Source organism: Arthrobacter sp. B10-11 (assembly GCF_033142195.1).
In the GTDB taxonomy this organism is placed as follows: Bacteria; Actinomycetota; Actinomycetes; order Actinomycetales; family Micrococcaceae; genus Arthrobacter; species Arthrobacter oryzae_C.
In genome coordinates, this window is record NZ_JAWMTH010000005.1 from 330,042 (window position 1) to 347,513 (window position 17,472).

Below are 17,472 nucleotides of genomic sequence, written 5' to 3' on the forward strand. Positions count from 1 at the left end.
TGTCCTTTCAGTTTAACCCCCGCCCCGCCGCAGGCACTCCCAGGAACGTCCCGTACTCGGCCACTGCCGCATCAATCGCGCTGTTGCCGGCAGCCCCGGGCTCCCGATCGGTGCGGATATCCAGCTCACAGCGTCCGGGACGCAGGACATGGCGCCACGAGCCGATCATCCTGCCCTCCCTAAGCACTACATGCATCGGCGTGCTGCCGTCAGGACGGGCCGGGGCACGGCCGCCCAGGAAATACCGTGACTGTGAATAGCCCATGATGTATTCGTCGTAGCACTGAACCAGGTCGATTCGGGGGTGCCCGCCCTGCCCTGCACCAGGCCCGGGAGGCACCTCGGCCAAGCTGAAGTAGAACCCCAGACCGTCAAGCACGGTTGTTTCGAGCTGGCCGGGATCGGCTTCCAGCGCCAGGCCGAGGCCCAGCCGGATGTCGGTGACGGTGAGCCCGGACCAGTCGGCACAGTCCTTCACGGTTGCCGGTCCGCGGCTGCGGAAATAGCGGCGGACCAGTTCGGCCAGCGCGGCAGGACGGTCGACGGGCCCTCCCGTTGACGGCGGGACGCGTTCCTCGAAAAGTGCGTAGGTCTGCTTCAGTGCGCCGCTTGCACTTCGCACGGGTGTTCCGCTCGTCAGGACGCCACTGACCTCCGCGTGCATGACCAGGTACGCGAGCTCCAGGCCTTTGCCCGCAAATCCGTGCCGGTGCAGTTCCGCAGCGAGCTGCTCCCGGGTTTTGTGGGCGCCGCCGGCCACCGCGGCACCCAGGACGCGCGCGCTCCGGGACGCCGCGTCCGCATCGATGCCCGTCTCGCGGTAGATGGCGCCGTTTCCCCGGTGCAGCCGGGGCGCGGAGAGCGCCAGCAGCCAGCGAAGGTCATCCCGGTGCACGAAATGCCAGGTGGGCCGCAGGATATGCGTTCGGAGGATCCGGCCGTCGGCCACTGCCTGTTCGACGTCGGCGGCGGTGGCCCCCGCCGTGCGCTGCGCCAGCGACCACCGGGCATACGCAAACTCCTGTGACTGGACAGCCAACAGGTTCTTCAGGGCGGCTTCGGCCGAAACCGCGCGCGGAGGACGGAGCTGCTGCTGCCGCAGCCGCAGCCGAACGACGTCGTCGGCGTCCACCCGCGCACTACCCCCGTTCGGACTCGAATCCCGGCGCTTCGCCCGAGCCCAGCGGCATCCCGGGACCGAACACCGGACCGGGCGTCGGCCGCTTGGCCGTGACGCCGTCGCCGGATGATTGATGGCGCAGCCGGCGGACAACCCAGGGAACGAAGTATTCGCGCGCCCACACCAGGTCCCCGGACCGCGCCTGGCGCCAGCTTCGCTGGGGCAGGGGCTTGGGGGAGAGCGGCTCCAAGGTGTGGTTGATGTTGAGCGAATCAAGCACCATCGAAGCGATGGTGTGGTGGCCCAACGGGGAGAAGTGCAGCCGGTCCTGGTCCCACATCTGCGGATTGCCGAGCTGGCGAAGGGACCACATGTCTGCGATGACGGCGTCGTGCCGGGCGGCCACGGTCCTGAGGTTCTCGTTGTAGATGGCGATCTTGCTGCGGACCCGGCCCAGGACGGATGACCCGGTGTCCGGTCCGTTGAACAGCACCACCGTGGCGCCGCCCAGGCTGAGGATGTGCACCACCGAATCCAGCTTTTCGGCCAGCGCGTCAGGGTCCCCGCCGGGCCGGATGAGGTCGTTGCCTCCGGCCGAAAGCGTCACCAGGTCCGGCTTGAGGGCCAGGCAGGGGGCCAACTGCTGGTCAACAATCTGTTCAAGCAGCCGGCCGCGCACCGCCAGGTTTGCGTAGGCAAAATCTGTGTGGCCACGGCTCAGTTCCTCGGCCACGCGGTCCGCCCAGCCGCGGTGCCCGCCGGGGCTTTCGGGTTCCGGGTCGCCGATGCCCTCGGTGAAGGAGTCTCCCATGGCAACGTACCGGCCCCAGGGGTGGGCATCAACGGTGTCCTGCGGGTTCGGAATGGCTTCAGTTTCGCTCACGTTTCCATCCTGCCTCGTGAAGCCAAAGCTACGCCACCGTAGGTTGTTACCGGGCGGTAACTGCAAGAATGGTTCCATGACTGAAGCCGAAGTTTCCACTGCCCCTGTTGTCCTGTGGTCCACTCCTGACCAAGAGCGCTCGGGTAAGCCCCTGCTGGTCCTGCTGCACGGCTACGGTGCGAATGAGAAGGACCTGCTCAGCCTGTCCGACCTGTTGCCCGGAGATTTCGCCGTGGTATCCGTCCGGGCCCCTATTGCCATGGGTCCGGGCTTTACGTGGTTCCCGCTGACGGACTCCGCGGAGTATTCGCTGGATGCGGTCAAGGACGCCGCCGCCTTTGTGCTGGACTGGCTCGACGGCGTCAAAGGCGACCACCCGTCCGTCACGTTGCTCGGGTTCTCGATGGGGATGGCGATGGCCACCACGCTGCTACGGCAGCGCCCAACGGACTTTGCCGCCGTCGTCGGGCTTTCCGGCTTTGCGGTGAACGCCGGAGGGGACCCGACTTTCCGCGACGACGAACTGGACGGCAGCGTCCCGCTGTTCTGGGGTCGCGACCAGCAGGACCCCGTCATCACCCAGGACAAGATCGAATACACCATGGGCTGGGTGCGGAAGCACGTGAAGCTGACGAAGGTCCTCTACACAGGGATGTGGCACGGGATCAACCAGCAGGAGATCGGCCACGTTTCCGAGTTCCTCACCCACGAGGTGCTGACGAAGTAGCTCAGGAGCCCGCGGGTGTCAGGATCCGCACGGTCCGGCCGTTAGCGGTGACAGTGTCGCCGTGGTGCAGCTGCCGGCCGCGGCGGTCATCGATCTCGCCGTTGACTTTGACCAGCCCGTTCTTGATCAGCTCCGTGGCCTCAACGCCGTCCTCCACGAGGTTGGCGAGCTTCAGCAGCTGGCCCAGGCGGATCATGTCGTCGCGGATGGGGATCTCTTCGATTTCCGGGGTGCTCATACAGCAATGATGCCTGACGTAAGGTGAATCCAGTGACCCATTCACCCCGTCTCCCACTCATTGCAGGACTGCCGATGGCCGTGGCCGCCGGACTCGCCATCCCCGTCCAGGGCCGGATCAACGGCGCGCTGGGCGCCCGGTTGAACGACGGCATAGCCGCCGCTGTGGTGAGTTTCACCACTGGCCTGGTGGTGATGATTGTGGTCTCGCTGGTCCTGCCGCGGGGACGCCGCGGACTGGCGCAGATCCTGCCCGCGCTCCGCGAACGCCGTTTTCCACCGGTCTACGCAATGGCCGGCGGCATCGGCGCCTTCTTTGTTTTTGCCCAGTCCTTCACTGTGGGCCTGCTCGGGGTGGCGCTGTTTACCGTGGCCACGGTCACCGGGCAGACGCTGAGCGGGCTGCTGGTGGACCGGCTCGGCATCGGCCCTGCCGGCAAGAAGTCCGTCACCGGGATCCGGGTCCTCGGCACCGTGCTGACCATCGCCGCCGTCGCGTGGGCGGTGTCCCCGCGGTTTGGCGGTGCCGGCGGCGCGGGCGACAGCGGTGCGGACCCGGGCCGGCTGCTCCTACCGGTGATCCTGCCCGTCCTGGCCGGTTTCCTGATGAGCTTCCAGCAGGCCATGAACGGGACCGCCACCGTGCACTACGGCACTCCCATTGCGGCCACCCTGGTGAACTTCGTCTCCGGCGCCACGGTGCTGTGGCTGGCGTGGCTGATCAAGGTGGCCGTTGCCGGGCCCGGCAACGGACTGCCCCCGGAGTGGTGGTACTACCTCGGCGGCCCGATGGGCTGCGCCTTCATCGGGCTTGGGGCGCTGCTGGTCAGGAGCCTGGGAGTCCTGGTCACCGGGCTGGGCATGATTGCCGGCCAGCTGCTGGGTTCGCTGGGCCTGGATTTGGCCTTTCCCGCACCCGGCACGGTGGTTGCCCTGCCCACCGTCCTCGGCACGATCCTGACCCTCGGCGCCATCGTGCTGGCCACGCTTCCGTGGCCGCGGGGCGCCCTCAAGCGGCAGCCGGGCCGGTAGGCTAGGACACGCAGCTTCCTGCACATCTTTCCTTCGCACCGCCCCGCCCGGCAACCAGCCGGGGACTGGGGCCTAGAAACCGCGCGGACCGCACCCAGCGGCCCTGTAGAAATTGGAGTTCCCATGGCAGCAAAATCCGTTCTCGACCAGGTCATCTCCCTCTCCAAGAGGAGGGGCTTCGTTTTCCAGGCCGGTGAAATCTATGGTGGCTCCCGTTCTGCCTGGGACTACGGGCCCCTCGGCGCCGAGCTGAAGGAAAACATCAAGCGCCAGTGGTGGCAGTCCGTGGTCCGCGGCCGCGAGGACGTGGTGGGCCTGGATTCCTCCGTGATCCTTCCCCGCCAGGTCTGGGAAGCGTCCGGCCACGTGGAGGTCTTTTCCGATCCGCTGGTGGAGTGCCTCTCCTGCCACAAGCGCTACCGTGCCGACCACCTCGAGGAAGAGTACGAGGAAAAGAAGGGCCGGCCCGCCGAGAACGGCCTGAAGGACATCGCGTGCGCCAACTGCGGCACCCGCGGCGAATGGACCGAACCCCAGGAGTTCTCCGGCCTGCTCAAGACCTTCCTCGGCCCGGTGGCCAACGAGGAAGGCATGCACTACCTGCGCCCGGAAACCGCGCAGGGCATCTTTGTGAACTTCAACAACGTCCTCACCACGTCCCGGAAGAAGCCGCCGTTCGGCATCGGCCAGATCGGCAAGTCCTTCCGCAACGAGATCACGCCCGGAAACTTCATCTTCCGCACGCGTGAATTCGAGCAGATGGAGATGGAATTCTTCGTTGAGCCGGGCACGGACGAGCAGTGGCACCAGTACTGGATGAAGGAACGCATGGACTGGTACACAGGCCTGGGCCTCAAAGCCGAGAACCTCCGCTTCTTCGAGCACCCGCTGGAGAAGCTGAGCCACTACTCCAAGGGCACCACGGACATCGAATACCGCTTCGGCTTCCAGGGCTCGGAGTGGGGCGAACTCGAAGGCATCGCCAACCGCACCGACTTCGACCTCTCCACGCACTCCAAGGCTTCCGGCCATGACCTGAGCTACTTCAACCAGGCCACCAACGAGCGCTACACGCCGTACGTGATCGAGCCCGCGGCCGGCCTGACCCGGTCCTTCATGGCGTTCCTCATTGACGCCTACACCGAGGACGAGGCCCCCAACGCCAAGGGCGGCGTGGACGTCCGCACCGTGCTGAAGCTGGACCCGCGCCTGGCTCCGGTCAAGGCCGCCGTGCTGCCGCTGAGCCGCAACGAGGACCTGTCGCCGAAGGCCAAGGCCCTGGGCGCCCAGCTGCGCAAGAACTGGAACATCGACTTCGACGACGCCGGCGCCATCGGCCGCCGCTACCGCCGCCAGGACGAGATCGGCACCCCGTTCTGCATCACCGTGGACTTCGACACCCTCGAGGACCAGGCCGTCACCATCCGTGAACGCGACACCATGAGCCAGGAGCGCGTTTCCCTGGACAAGGTGGAGGGCTACCTGGCCGCGCGGCTGATCGGCGCCTGAGCATGGCCATCGAATACCGTGAATGGCGCGAGGGCGATGACCTTGCGCTGCTCGAACTCTGGGGAGGCCCGGAGACTGAGCAGGCCCGGCAGTTCCGCGGCACCCTGGCGCCCTCGGGCAACTCGCCATGGCGCCGCTGCATCGTGGCCGAGGACGTCGTCGACGGCGTGGCCATTCCGGTCGCCGCTGCCGTGGTCCACGAGGCATCCCTGCACCCCGAGCGGCTCTGGGCCTACATTGAGGTCGCGAAGGACCACCGCCGCGCCGGCGTCGGCTCCACCCTGCTGACCATGCTCCGGCACGAAGCCGGCCAGGCGCCGTCGGGCGTTTCCCGGCTCCGGACCAAAGTGGAACCGGGCACGCCCGGAGCCGCTTTCGCCGAGGCCGCCGGCCTGGCCCCGATCCAGCGCTCACGGCTCGTGGTGGTGGAGCCGGGGGCACTCAAGCTTCCGGTGTTCGGCGACGGGTCCGAGGCCGCGGCGTCCGAACAGATCGAGGACCTGGCTACCGGCTCCGTGGAGCTCAGCGACGTCGTGGGCCGGTACTACACCGCCGTCCACGGCTGGGACAGCCCGGGCGAACTCAGCATCGGCACGGTGCAGCGCCTGTTCCTGGACGAACTCAGCGGTGCGCACGGCGCCATTGTGCTGCGGGCGCCGAAGGCCAGCGCTTTCGGCCAGGGCGTTCCGGCCAGCAGGAAGGGCAGGCTCGAGGCGTTCGCCATCAGCTATGCGGAGTTCGTACCCGGCGGGGAGCACCCGGCAGCGGGCGGCGAAGGTTCCGCGTCGGGCCAGCCCACGGACGTGTTCGTCGGCCATGAGCCGAAGCTGTCGGACGAGGAAGCCCGAGCCGCAGTGCGCGACCTGCTGGCACTCATTGCGTTCCAGCACCCGGTGGTGCTGGAACTGGACGACTCGATGACCGCGCTGCGCGCCGTCGTCGAACCGTTGCTGGATAACGGCAAGGCCACCCTCCGGGGTACCGAAACCCTGGTGGTTTCCGACCCGGCCTAGGCGCCGGAGAATGCCGGCCCGCAGTAGTCCGCTACTGCGGGCCGGCTTGCTTAATCCGCCTGCCTCCCGCCCGGCGCGGCCCCTCGGCCCGGTCCAGCCGCCGGCGTTCCGCTTCCGTGGGGGCGCCGCCGCCCAGGTGTGCGGGCATCCACCACGCCCCGCGCGGCGGTGTGAGCGGGAAGTCCGCGATGGCCGTGTCGATCCCGGCCTGCAGGACTGTCCTGAGTTCTTCGGTGGCAGGCTGGGCGTCCTGGGCGGGGCCGGGCAGGTGGGCGGGCAGCAGCGGCCGGCCCACATGGATCCGCACGGGCGCCCGCCAGGCGCGGCGCGGAGAGAACCCGTGATGGCGGGTCATCAGCCGGTGCGCTCCCCACACCGAGACGGGAATCAAGGGCACGCCGGCTTCGGCCGCCATCCGGACCGCTCCGGTCTTGCAGTCGCGGACCGTGAAGCTGCGGCTCACGCCCGCTTCGGGAAGGACCGCGATGATTTCCCCCTCGCGGAGTTTCGCGACGGCGGCGTCGTAGGCACCGCTGCCCGGGCCGTAGGGCACCACCACGTGCCCGGCGGCGCTGATGGCGGGACCCGCGAACCAGTGGTCGGCCGCGCCCTGCGTGACCAGGTACCGCATCTCGGCCCGGTTGTTCCACCACAGCGCCAGTTCGGCAAAGGCAAAATCGAGGTACCCGAAGTGGGTGATGGCGACGACGGCCCCCTGGCCCGGAACCACCCTGCGGGACGGTCCGTTCAGTGCTCCCGGCGGCGGCAGGTGTTCCCGGCCCGTGATGATCACACGGATCCCGAAGAGCCGGTGCAGCGCCAGCCCGGTGCGGACAATGAAGCGGTAGAAGCGGTCATTGGGCTGCGGCCGCCACGGCATGTCAGCGTCCGCCCGGCTGACCGCCAGCCGGACGGCGATGCGGCCATGGGATAAAGCCCGACGTCGATTCGACGTATTCCTTGTAGCCCGGCCGCGCGGACATCGCCTTCTCCGTGAGCGGCTTCCCTGTCTTGCCTGCCAGTGCCCACACCATCAGGGCCGGGGACAGGATGGTGAGGACACCGGGCCAGGAGTCGGCGGCAATCAGGAACAGGCCGGTCCAGACGGCGGCGTCGCCGAAGTAGTTGGGGTGGCGGGTGTAGCGCCACAGCCCCGTGTTCAGCACGGTTCCCTTGTTGGCCGGGTCCTTCTTGAACTGCGCAAGCTGCCAGTCACCCACGGTCTCGAACACAAAACCCACGACCCACAGCACCACGCCCAGAAGGGCAAGCCAGCCCAGGGAGCCGGTAGCGAACATCCCTACCTGCACCGTGAGGGAGACGAAGAACATCACGACGCCCTGGGGCAGGTAGACGCGGCGCAGTGCGTACACATTGCGGGAGCCGGGGGCATCGCTGAGCATTGCCTCATAGCGCGGGTCCTCATGGCCGCCGCGGGCGCGCCAGCCGATGTGCGTTCCGAGGCGGAGCCCCCACAGCCCCGTCAGCAGGACGAGGAGGAGGCGCCGGCCGTCGTCGCCCGTTCCGGCTGACAGCAGCCACGAGACCGCGGCCACGGCAACGAAACCGGGCCCCCAGGCCACGTCCATCACCGAGTGCCTCTTCTGGGCCACGGCCACGGCGAAGGTGACCGCCAGGACCCCTGCCACGGCCAGGGCAGTCCAGGGCAGGCTGGCCAGGAAGTCGTTCACGGGAAAATCGGCCATGGTCAGAGCACCACCGGAATGCCGGGGGAGGTGGCGGGCAGCAGCGCGTCAAAGCGTGCCGCGCCGCCCGGTTCCGCGCCGGTGGTTTCGGCGAAGGCCTTGAGGACGAAGCCGGTGGCCAGCGCATGCCACAGCCCGACCTTGCGGAACATGAAGTGCCCTGCACCGGCCAGCGAGACGTAGTGCAGCTCGTCAGCCCGGTCAGCGGCACGCCGGGCAAACTTGAGTGATTGGGCGGGGCTTGTCCAACGGTCCCTGGAGCCGTGGACAATCAGCACCTTGCGTCCGGCCACGTTCCCGGCCGGCGTCTCGGCGTTCAGCCAGGGGGCCAGGGCCACGACGGCGTCCACCTGGGGATCGTCGGCAGCGCAAATCGCAGTCAGGCCGCCCATTGAGTGCCCCAGCAGGTACACAGGAACTCCGGGGTGCTCCTCATGGATCCGGGCGAGCGCCCAGCGGGCATCCTGCAGCGGCGACATGTCCGGTCCGTTCCAGCCGCGTACGCTGTTCCGCAGCGTCCAGACTGCAAGCCCGTGTTTGGAGCCGGCGCGGTGCAGTTGCTTTGCGAAAGGCACCATGCGGGCGGGGCTGAGGTGGCGGGCCTCCACGGGCTCGTAGCTGTGCGAGCGGCCGCCGTGCAGGACCAAGGCCACGCCTCGAGTGACCCCCGCAGCCTCCTGCACGGTGAGTACAGGCTTGGTACTTCCTTCGACATTCCTGCTATTACCCATGCGGGCCTCCAGACTCCTCGTCCTACAGTTATAAACCCGCGGGTCCGGGTGTTTAGTTCCCCGCCCGGCATTCCGGCTTACACAGGGCATTCGAAGCCGCCGGGCGGGAAGATGGCCGATGGGCCGCAACCAGCAATTTGCCCTTGACGGCGCCTGCCGAGAGGAGTAGGCCGGACGCGTAAGCTCCGGTCTCCGAACCCGGATGGGAGGCGACGTGGGCGGCCGGATCCATAATCGACGAGGATCGGCGGTACTGGAAAATGAACGCACAATCGCTCGATGCGCTGCGGGAACAGGTGCGGGGGCAAGTGATCACACCGGACGACCCGGACTACGACTCTGCCCGCGCGGTCCACAACGGAATGATCGACAAGCGGCCCGCTGCCGTGGTGCGGGTATCCCAGGTGGCGGACGTCATCGCTGCCGTCAACTACGCCAGGGACAACGGCATGCCCGTCGCCATCCGGGGCGGCGGCCACAGCGGACCCGGATTTGGTACAGCGGACGATGCGGTGGTCGTCGACTTTTCCGCCACCAGGGGCGTCAGGGTCGATCCCGCCGGCAAAACGGCAAGGACGGAGGCAGGCGCAACGTGGGCCGACTTCAATCACGCCACGCATGCCTTCGGGCTGGCCACCACCGGCGGCATCGTCGGTTCAACCGGCGTATCGGGGCTGACCCTCGGCGGAGGCATCGGGTACCTGGACCGGAAATACGGCCTCAGCTGCGACAACCTCCTCTCCGCCGACGTCGTCACCGCAGAGGGGAAGTTCCTCACGGCCAGTGAAACCGAGAACGAGGATCTTTTCTGGGCGCTGCGCGGTGGCAGCGGCAACTTCGGCGTCGTGACTTCGCTGGAATTCCGCCTGCATCCCGTGGATATGGTTCACGCCGGCATCATTATCCACCCGCTGGAGCACGCCGAAACCGTCGCGAAGTTCTACCGCGAGTACATTGCGGCGGCCCCGCGGGAGTTCGGCGCTTTCCTCGCTTTCCACCAGGGGCCGCCGGTTCCGTTCCTTCCCGAGGAGTGGCACGGGAAGCCGGTCTGCATCGTCGTGGGTATGTGGACAGGCGACCCGGCCGAAGGACCGGCCCGCTGGCAGCCGTTCCTTGATGCTGCGCCGGTGGCGGGGTCGATGGTGGGGCCGATGCCCTACCCTGCTCTGAATTCGGCCTTCGACGGGATGTACCCCAAGGGGCTGCTCGCCTACTGGAAGGCGGCCTTCCTGACGGAACTCAACGACGGCGCCATCAACGCCCATGCGGAGTTCGGAAAGCGGGTGCCTAGCATACAGACCGCGGTGCACATCTACCCGATCGACGGCGCCGTGCACGATGTGGGAATTGCGGACACGGCCTTCCCCAACCGGAACGCCAGGTTCTCCCCGGTCATTGCATGCCATTGGGCGGATCCCGCGGAAAGCGCGGCGAACATCGCCTGGGTGCGGGACTTCGCGGCGGCGCTGCAGCCCTACTCAGAGACGGCGGGCTACATCAATTTCATGGATGGCGATGACTTGTCGAAGGTCGCGGAAAACTATGGACCCAATTACGGCCGCTTGCAGGAGATCAAGGGCAAGTACGATCCGGGCAACCTGTTCCGTGTCAACCAGAACATCAAGCCCCAGTAGAGTGCAGGGATGAGGTTTTACTGCTGATGAGTGCCGGACACCCGCACGGTCACACAGATCATTCGGAGCCGACACCCCGGGCCCTGGCGGCCCGCAAACGGGCCAACTGGCTTTTGGCGGCGGTGCTGATTCCGCTGACGCTCCTGACCCTGGCGGCCATGGCGATGATGTGGCCGTCCGGGAACAAGGAGGACCTGAAGCTGGCCAGCCCGTACGCGGCGGCGCCCGGCGTGACGTTCGACACCGGCACGATCCAGCGGGTGGTGGTGGAAAGCTGCACGCAGGGCAGCGCCCAGGGCGGCGCCGCCCAGCCCGGAACGGGACAGGACAGCACGGGACAGGACAGCACGGGACAGGACAGCACGGGCCAGGGCACGGCCCAGCAGGGGAGCGAGTGCACCTTCGCCTTCACTGAGCCGGACAAAGGGGGGAACCCGGTCAAGGTGGTGATCAACCCCGACGTGGTGAAATCCCACGGCGTCAAGGTGGGGGACGACATCCGCTACCTGAACCTTTCCAACGCCCAGGGCGCGTCAGCGGGGCAGGGTTCGCCCGCCTACATCTTTGTGGACTTTGTCCGCACCTTGCCCATCATCCTGCTGGCCGTTCTTTACGCCGCCGTGGTGATCGCCGTGGCGCGCTGGCGCGGGCTGCGGGCCCTGATCGGCCTCGTGGGAGCCTACGCCGTGCTGGTGACGTTCATGCTGCCCGGCCTGGTGGAAGGAAAGCCGCCGCTGCTCCTTGCCCTGGTGGGTTCCACCGTGATCATGATCGGGGTCCTCTACTTCGCCCACGGCTTCTCGGCACGGACCTCCACGGCTTTGCTGGGCACCATGTTCGGGCTGGGCATCACGGCGCTCCTGGCTGCCTGGGCCACCGACGCGGCAAACCTGGCCGGCGTCGGCAGCCATGACGCCGCCACGCTGGCGAACATTTCGGACAACATCTCCATCTCCGGCATCATCCTGTGCGGGCTGATCATTTCCGGACTCGGTGTGCTGAACGACGTCACCATCACCCAGTCCTCCGCGGTGTGGGAACTCTACGAACTCGCGCCGGAGACAAGCGCCCGCCAGCTCTTCTCCTCGGCCATGCGGATCGGCCGCGACCACATTGCGTCCACCGTCTACACCATCGCTTTTGCCTACGCCGGTGCGGCGCTGCCCATCCTCATCATCGTGATGCTGTACGACCGCCCCCTCGGCGAGGCGCTGACCAGTGCGGAACTGTCCGAGGAAGTCATCAGGACGCTCGTCGGTTCCGTGGGGCTGGTGCTGGCCATCCCGGTCACCACGCTGATCGCGGTGCTGGTGGTCAAGGCCACGGGGATCAGGCAGCCTGCCGTTCCCGAAGGGGGCGGCACCGCCTCCGGGCGTGCACCCGTAACGCCCGACGACGTCGGGGACACCGGCGCGCTCGCAGCGGCGGCGTCCGTATCGCGCGGCCAGCGGACGCGCGCAGCCGGTGTGCCCGCCCCGCGTGACGCCGGGCGGGAACCCGGCGGAGCGCCCCCGCCCGGCAGCCGGCGCGCCCGGCGCGCCGCCGAAGGGGAATAGCCGGGGGGACCTGCCGCCGTCGGACGGGCATTTCGACGGGCGGCTCGCCGATTTGCCCGGCTTTGCGACAATGGACAGGTGACTGTCGTAGCAACGCCCCCCGCCCCCAAGCTGGAACTCCCGCCCCTGAAGCTGGGACCCCTCACGGTGGATACCCCCGTGATCCTGGCCCCCATGGCGGGCATCACCAACTCCGCTTTCCGCAGGCTCTGCCGTGAATACGGCGGCGGAATGTATGTGGCGGAGATGGTCACCTCCCGCGCCCTCGTCGAACGCACGCCCGAGTCGCTGCGCATCATCTCCCATGACGACGATGAAAAAGTCCGGTCCGTCCAGCTCTACGGCGTGGACCCGGTGACCGTGGGCGCCGCAGTGCGGATGCTCGTGGAGGAAGACCGGGCCGACCACATCGACCTGAACTTCGGCTGCCCGGTGCCCAAGGTGACCCGGCGCGGCGGCGGTTCCGCACTGCCGTGGAAGATCGACCTGTTCACCTCGATCGTCCAGACGGCCGTCAAAGAGGCGTCCAAGGGAAACGTCCCGCTCACCATCAAGATGCGCAAGGGCATCGACGAGGACCACCTGACGTACCTCGACGCCGGCCGGATCGCGCGCGATGCCGGCGTCGCCGCCGTCGCCCTCCACGGCCGCACCGCGGCGCAGTTCTATTCCGGCCAGGCGGACTGGTCCGCCATCGCACGGCTGCGCGAGGCGCTGCCGGACATCCCGGTGCTGGGCAACGGCGACATCTGGTCCGCGGAGGACGCCGTCCGCATGGTCCGCGAGACCGGCGTCGACGGCGTGGTGGTGGGCCGCGGCTGCCAGGGCAGGCCTTGGCTCTTCGGGGACCTCCAGGCGGCCTTCGAGGGCAGCGACACCCGCCACAAACCGAACCTGCAGCAGGTGGCGGAAGGCGTCTACCGGCACGCGGAACTCATGGTGGAGACCTTCGGCGACGAAGGCAAGGCCCTGCGTGAAATCCGGAAGCACATGGCGTGGTACTTCAAAGGCTATGTGGTGGGCGGGGAACTGCGCACCAGGCTGGCCCTGGTCACCAGCCTGGAAGTCCTGCGAAACACGCTGGCCGAGCTGGACCAGGATTCCCCCTACCCCGGAGTGGACGCCGAGGGCCCCCGCGGCCGTGCCGGTTCCCCCAAGAAGCCGGCGCTGCCCAAGGACTGGCTGGAATCCCGGGCGCTCAACGCCGAACAGTCCCAAGACATCGCCGCCGCGGAACTGGACGTGTCAGGTGGCTGAAACACGGACCACAGCACCGGTGCTGCCGGGCTACGAGGCCCATGACTCCGCCCGGTGGGTGGAGGAACCGCCCAAAACCACATACCGCTCCGACTTCGAACGGGACCGGGCGAGGGTCCTGCACTCGTCCGCGCTGCGCCGGCTCGGCGCCAAGACCCAGGTGGTTGCCCCGGACACCGACGACTTCGTCCGCACCCGGCTGACGCACAGCCTTGAAGTGGCCCAGGTGGGCCGCGAACTGGGCCGGGCGCTGGGCTGCGATCCCGACGTCGTGGACACCGCCTGCCTCAGCCATGACCTCGGCCACCCGCCGTTCGGGCACAACGGGGAATCCGCGCTGAACGAGATGGCGCACGCAATCGGCGGCTTCGAAGGCAATGCCCAGACGCTCCGGCTGCTGACCCGGCTGGAACCCAAAGTGCTGGCTGCGGACGGAACACCGGCCGGGCTGAACCTCACCCGCGCCAGCCTGGACGCTGCCGCCAAATACCCGTGGTCGGCACTGAACGCCCCGGTGATCCACGGGCAGCGGACCAGCAAGTTCGGCGCCTACGAGGACGACCTTCCCATCTTCGACTGGATCCGCGAGGGTGCACCGGAGCGCCGGTCCTGCCTGGAAGCGCAGGTCATGGACCTCGCGGACGACATCTCCTACTCGGTGCACGACGTCGAGGACGCGATCGTGGCAGGGCACTTCCAGCTGCGCTGGATGGACAACCCGGACCACCGTGCCCGCGTGGTGGGGTACGCCAAGCAGTGGTACCTGCCGCACAACGATCCCGCAGCCATCGACGCCGCCCTGGCCCGGCTCGAGGCCACGGATGTCTGGGTGCGCGAAGCAGACGGCAGCCGCAAGGCGATGGCCGCCCTCAAGAACATGACTAGCCAGCTGATCGGCAGGTTCTGCCAGAGTGCGCTGGAAACCACGCGGGCGGTCTACGGTCCCGAAGACCTCACCCGGTACAACGCCGAGCTGATGGTGCCGGATGAAACCGTGATGGAAATCGCCGTCATGAAGGGCCTGGCCACCACCTTCGTGATGACCACCGAGCACCGCCAGCCCATCTACGAACGCCAGCGCGAGGTCCTGCACGCCCTGGTGACCGCGCTGAACGCCACCGGAGACCGCCACCTGGAGCCGATGTTCGCCGCTGACTGGCGGGACGCAGCCGACGACGGCGCCCGCCTGCGCGTGGTCATCGACCAGGTCGCCTCGCTCACCGACGGGTCGGCGCTGGCCATGTACGAACGGCTGGTCGGCAGCCTGCCGTCGCTGTGGTGACGGCCGCCATATGGCGCCTCCGGCGGTCGTACCCAAGGACTAGGATGGCTCTGTGGCCGGGCTGATCAAACGCGAAGATATTGACGAAGTACGCCAGCGCACGGACATCAAGGAAGTCGTCGACGGCTACGTGACGCTCAAGGGCGCCGGGCTGGGATCATTCAAAGGCCTGTGCCCCTTCCACGACGAGCGTTCGCCGTCGTTCACCGTCCGTCCCCAGGTGGGCAGGTACCACTGCTTCGGCTGCGGCGAGGACGGCGACGTCATCTCCTTCGTCCAGAAGCTGGACCACACGTCCTTCCATGAGGCCGTGGAGAAGCTGGCCGCCAGGATCGGCTTCGAACTGCGCTACGAGGACGGCGGCACCGGGCCCAACCGCGAGGAAGTGGGCAAGCGCCAGCGCCTTCTGGACGCGCACAAAGTTGCTGATGAATTTTTCCGGGCCCAGCTGCTGACTCCGGGGGCCGCAGAGGGCCGCAACTTCCTCCACGGCCGCGGCTTCGACCGGGCCGCCGCTGAGCAGTTCGGCGTCGGCTACGCCCCGCAAGGCTGGGACGCGCTGCTCAAGCACCTGCGCGGCCGGGGCTACACGGATGCTGAATTGAAGCTGACGGGCATGTTCTCTGAAGGCAACCGGGGAATCTACGACCGCTTCCGCGGCCGCCTGATCTGGCCCATCCGCGACATTGCCGGCGACACCATCGGCTTTGGCGCCCGGAAGCTCTACGAGGACGACCAGGGCCCCAAGTACCTCAACACGCCTGAAACCACGCTCTACAAGAAGTCCCAGGTGCTCTACGGCATCGACCTCGCCAAGCGGACCATCGCCAAAGAACGGCAGCTCGTGGTGGTGGAGGGCTACACCGACGTCATGGCCTGCCACCTGTCCGGCATCACGACGGCGGTGGCCACCTGCGGCACCGCGTTCGGCGCCGACCATATCAAGATCGCCCGGCGGCTGCTGTCCGACGACGGCACCGGGGGAGAGGTGATCTTCACGTTCGACGGCGACGCAGCCGGCCAGAAGGCTGCCCTGCGGGCTTTTGAGGAGGATCAGCGCTTCGTGGCCCAGACGTACGTCGCGGTCGAACCGACCGGAGCCGATCCCTGCGACCTGCGCCAGGCCCGCGGCGATTCCGCGGTGCGGGACCTGATCAGCAGCCGTCGTCCGCTCTTTGAATTCGCGATCAGGGCATCCCTCAAACGCCACAACCTGGACACGGTGGAAGGCCGTATTGCGGCCCTGCGGGAGTCCGCACCGGTGGTGGCCCAGATCCGCGACGCGGGAATCCGCCCCGGCTACGCCCGCGAGCTTGCCGGCTGGCTTGGCATGCCGGTTGAGGAAGTCAGCCGTGCGGTGGCTGTGGCCGCCAAGCGCGCCCAGGGCGAAACCCCGGCCACCCAGGCCGGGGGACCACAACGGGCCGGCATGACGCCGGGCGTTGCCGACCTGCCGGCGTCGGGCGTGGTGCCGTCCTTCAACCGGCCGGACCCCCGGGACCCCGTCGCGTCCATGGAGCGGCAGGCGCTGGAGGTGGCGCTCCAGGAGCCCGCCATGCTTGCGGGGGAGACGTGGGAGCGGTTCAGTGCGGCCGGCTTCAAGACACCCGCCTACCAGGCCGTCCACGACGCCATGCGGGCCTCCGGGCCCGGCCTGGCCGGCGATCCCGTCCGGTGGGTCGAACAGGTGATGAACGAGGTGCCGGAGCCGCTGCGCCCGCTGGTCTCCGAGCTCGCAGTTGTTCCGCTGCCGGCGAGCAATGCCGAAGGTGTGCTGAAGTACTGCCGCGACATCCTGGCACGGCTGTTCGAACTGCAGATCACCAGGGTCAAGGCGGACAAGATGGGGCAGTTGCAGCGGTTGGATGCCTCGGCCCATCCCGACGAGTTTCAGCGGCTGAACCGGGAATTGATGATGCTGGAAATGGAGCGCCGGTCGTTGCGCTCCGATGCCTGACCGGCCGATTTTCACTTCTGATTTCGCTTCCAGCCGGTGTGTTTGCTAGGCTAGTACCCGCTTCATTCCTCCTTAGCTCAATTGGCAGAGCATTCGACTGTTAATCGAAGGGTTGCTGGTTCAAGTCCAGCAGGAGGAGCGCGCAGTCCCCGTTCCGGGTCACCGGGACGGGGACTTTTTTATACCCGGGCGGGGTATTTGGGGGAGCCGTGGAAGCCGATTTCACATTGGGGTGAAACCTTTGCTAATGTCATACCTGCTTCATTCCTCCTTAGCTCAATTGGCAGAGCATTCGACTGTTAATCGAAGGGTTGCTGGTTCAAGTCCAGCAGGAGGAGCGGACAGGCCCCGTGGCCGGCGAACAGCCGGTTGCGGGGCCTTTTTTATTTCAGACGAAGTCCATCTCCACCTGCAGGAAGCGCTCGGCTTCGTCTATGGCGGCCCGGAACGCTTCGGCTTCCGTGGGGGACTTCCGGGGCTCCCGGGGGTGCCATTCATGCGGCGCAGAGTGCACCCTGGTGAAGCCGCTGTTGGGCGGTGCATAGAAGATGCCAAACCGCTGGACGGGCCATTCGGGGGACGTCTCGGGGGCCACGAGGAGTGCGGCGTTGAACGCGGGGTTGAACCACTGCGCGATGGGGCGGCGCCGGTCCTCCGTGAAAAGTCCCGCGGCGTAGAGCGCTGCCGACTGGGGACTTGTCTGCGAACACAGCCGTTCCCACCACAGAGGCAGGATGCCGGCGTCGCATCGCTGCCACGTGGCCGGAAGGGGAGGATGATGCTTCTGCCAGTCGGGCACAGAACAACTTTATCGCGCGGGCAATTGCC

At 67.6% G+C, this 17,472-nt stretch carries 16 protein-coding genes and 2 tRNA genes; 11 read left to right on the forward strand and 7 right to left on the reverse strand.

All coding sequences use genetic code 11. From position 1 onward, the window contains the following. Positions 1 to 7: 7 nt before the first annotated feature. Positions 8 to 1,132 carry a winged helix DNA-binding domain-containing protein gene (locus tag RW112_RS16915; RefSeq protein ID WP_317782871.1) on the reverse strand — a complete coding sequence of 375 codons (1,125 nt, stop codon included), beginning with the start codon at positions 1,130 to 1,132 and terminating at the stop codon, positions 8 to 10. Between the two features lie 7 nt (positions 1,133 to 1,139). Then, on the reverse strand, positions 1,140 to 1,931 hold the full coding sequence (locus tag RW112_RS16920; RefSeq protein WP_317782951.1) for an SGNH/GDSL hydrolase family protein: 792 nt from the start codon (positions 1,929 to 1,931) through the stop codon (positions 1,140 to 1,142). 148 nt (positions 1,932 to 2,079) lie between these two features. On the opposite strand from RW112_RS16920, the gene RW112_RS16925 reads away from it, so the two are divergent. After that, the gene (locus tag RW112_RS16925) at positions 2,080 to 2,730 is read left to right on the forward strand and encodes an alpha/beta hydrolase (protein WP_317782872.1); all 651 of its coding nucleotides are present in this window, start codon (positions 2,080 to 2,082) and stop codon (positions 2,728 to 2,730) included. A gap of 1 nt (position 2,731) precedes the next feature. On the opposite strand, the gene RW112_RS16930 is transcribed toward RW112_RS16925, so the two are convergent. Beyond that, positions 2,732 to 2,968, reverse strand: a complete 237-nt coding sequence (locus RW112_RS16930) for an RNA-binding S4 domain-containing protein (RefSeq protein ID WP_317782873.1) — start codon at positions 2,966 to 2,968, stop codon at positions 2,732 to 2,734. 32 nt (positions 2,969 to 3,000) lie between these two features. Between RW112_RS16930 and RW112_RS16935 the strand changes: the two genes are divergently transcribed. From RW112_RS16935 to RW112_RS16945, 3 genes are all read left to right on the forward strand, one after another. Then, complete coding sequence (locus RW112_RS16935; RefSeq protein ID WP_317782874.1) at positions 3,001 to 3,999, forward strand: DMT family transporter; 999 nt, start codon at positions 3,001 to 3,003, stop codon at positions 3,997 to 3,999. A 123-nt stretch (positions 4,000 to 4,122) separates the two neighbouring features. Then, positions 4,123 to 5,508, forward strand: coding sequence for a glycine--tRNA ligase (locus RW112_RS16940; RefSeq protein WP_043479986.1), 1,386 nt, complete (start codon positions 4,123 to 4,125; stop codon positions 5,506 to 5,508). A gap of 2 nt (positions 5,509 to 5,510) precedes the next feature. Further along, entirely contained in the window at positions 5,511 to 6,521 is a 1,011-nt protein-coding gene (locus tag RW112_RS16945) for a GNAT family N-acetyltransferase (RefSeq protein WP_317782875.1), read from the forward strand. 31 nt (positions 6,522 to 6,552) lie between these two features. Here the strand turns inward: RW112_RS16945 and RW112_RS16950 are convergent, their stop codons facing one another. Genes RW112_RS16950 through RW112_RS16960 form a run of 3 tightly spaced genes read right to left on the reverse strand, consistent with a single transcriptional unit; the run spans position 6,553 to position 8,958 of the window. Beyond that, positions 6,553 to 7,401, reverse strand: a complete 849-nt coding sequence (locus tag RW112_RS16950) for a lysophospholipid acyltransferase family protein (protein WP_317782876.1) — start codon at positions 7,399 to 7,401, stop codon at positions 6,553 to 6,555. 1 nt (position 7,402) lies between these two features. Further along, positions 7,403 to 8,227, reverse strand: a complete 825-nt coding sequence (locus RW112_RS16955; RefSeq protein WP_317782877.1) for a DUF1295 domain-containing protein — start codon at positions 8,225 to 8,227, stop codon at positions 7,403 to 7,405. Positions 8,228 to 8,229: 2 nt separating this feature from the next. After that, the gene (locus RW112_RS16960) at positions 8,230 to 8,958 is read right to left on the reverse strand and encodes an alpha/beta hydrolase (RefSeq protein WP_317782878.1); all 729 of its coding nucleotides are present in this window, start codon (positions 8,956 to 8,958) and stop codon (positions 8,230 to 8,232) included. A gap of 260 nt (positions 8,959 to 9,218) precedes the next feature. Here RW112_RS16960 and RW112_RS16965 point away from each other — a divergent pair, with 260 nt between their 5' ends. The 7 genes from RW112_RS16965 (at position 9,219) to RW112_RS16995 (ending at position 16,982) form a co-directional block, all read left to right on the forward strand. Continuing rightward, entirely contained in the window at positions 9,219 to 10,592 is a 1,374-nt protein-coding gene (locus RW112_RS16965) for an FAD-binding oxidoreductase (protein WP_317782879.1), read from the forward strand. 26 nt (positions 10,593 to 10,618) lie between these two features. Then, complete coding sequence (locus RW112_RS16970) at positions 10,619 to 12,148, forward strand: YibE/F family protein (RefSeq protein WP_317782880.1); 1,530 nt, start codon at positions 10,619 to 10,621, stop codon at positions 12,146 to 12,148. A gap of 78 nt (positions 12,149 to 12,226) precedes the next feature. Further along, complete coding sequence (gene dusB / locus RW112_RS16975) at positions 12,227 to 13,405, forward strand: tRNA dihydrouridine synthase DusB (RefSeq protein WP_317782881.1); 1,179 nt, start codon at positions 12,227 to 12,229, stop codon at positions 13,403 to 13,405. Further along, positions 13,398 to 14,687, forward strand: a complete 1,290-nt coding sequence (locus tag RW112_RS16980) for a deoxyguanosinetriphosphate triphosphohydrolase (protein ID WP_305940321.1) — start codon at positions 13,398 to 13,400, stop codon at positions 14,685 to 14,687. Before dusB ends, RW112_RS16980 begins: the two co-directional genes overlap by 8 nt. A gap of 52 nt (positions 14,688 to 14,739) precedes the next feature. After that, positions 14,740 to 16,644, forward strand: coding sequence for a DNA primase (gene dnaG, locus RW112_RS16985; RefSeq protein ID WP_317782882.1), 1,905 nt, complete (start codon positions 14,740 to 14,742; stop codon positions 16,642 to 16,644). Between the two features lie 66 nt (positions 16,645 to 16,710). Then, positions 16,711 to 16,783 (forward strand) — tRNA-Asn (locus RW112_RS16990). 126 nt (positions 16,784 to 16,909) lie between these two features. Further along, a tRNA-Asn gene (locus RW112_RS16995) sits at positions 16,910 to 16,982 on the forward strand. 50 nt (positions 16,983 to 17,032) lie between these two features. Here RW112_RS16995 and RW112_RS17000 read toward each other — a convergent pair. Continuing rightward, the gene (locus RW112_RS17000; RefSeq protein ID WP_317782883.1) at positions 17,033 to 17,443 is read right to left on the reverse strand and encodes a hypothetical protein; all 411 of its coding nucleotides are present in this window, start codon (positions 17,441 to 17,443) and stop codon (positions 17,033 to 17,035) included. Positions 17,444 to 17,472 lie beyond the last annotated feature (29 nt).

Coding starts and splice junctions, on each gene's coding strand:
- RW112_RS16920 (WP_317782951.1), bottom strand. CDS start 1,931: ATGGGAGACTCCTTCACCGAGGGCATCGGCGACCCGGAACCCGAAAGC.
- RW112_RS16925 (WP_317782872.1), top strand. CDS start 2,080: ATGACTGAAGCCGAAGTTTCCACTGCCCCTGTTGTCCTGTGGTCCACT.
- RW112_RS16930 (WP_317782873.1), bottom strand. CDS start 2,968: ATGAGCACCCCGGAAATCGAAGAGATCCCCATCCGCGACGACATGATC.
- RW112_RS16940 (WP_043479986.1), top strand. CDS start 4,123: ATGGCAGCAAAATCCGTTCTCGACCAGGTCATCTCCCTCTCCAAGAGG.
- RW112_RS16945 (WP_317782875.1), top strand. CDS start 5,511: ATGGCCATCGAATACCGTGAATGGCGCGAGGGCGATGACCTTGCGCTG.
- RW112_RS16950 (WP_317782876.1), bottom strand. CDS start 7,401: ATGCCGTGGCGGCCGCAGCCCAATGACCGCTTCTACCGCTTCATTGTC.
- RW112_RS16955 (WP_317782877.1), bottom strand. CDS start 8,227: ATGGCCGATTTTCCCGTGAACGACTTCCTGGCCAGCCTGCCCTGGACT.
- RW112_RS16960 (WP_317782878.1), bottom strand. CDS start 8,958: ATGGGTAATAGCAGGAATGTCGAAGGAAGTACCAAGCCTGTACTCACC.
- RW112_RS16965 (WP_317782879.1), top strand. CDS start 9,219: ATGAACGCACAATCGCTCGATGCGCTGCGGGAACAGGTGCGGGGGCAA.
- RW112_RS16970 (WP_317782880.1), top strand. CDS start 10,619: ATGAGTGCCGGACACCCGCACGGTCACACAGATCATTCGGAGCCGACA.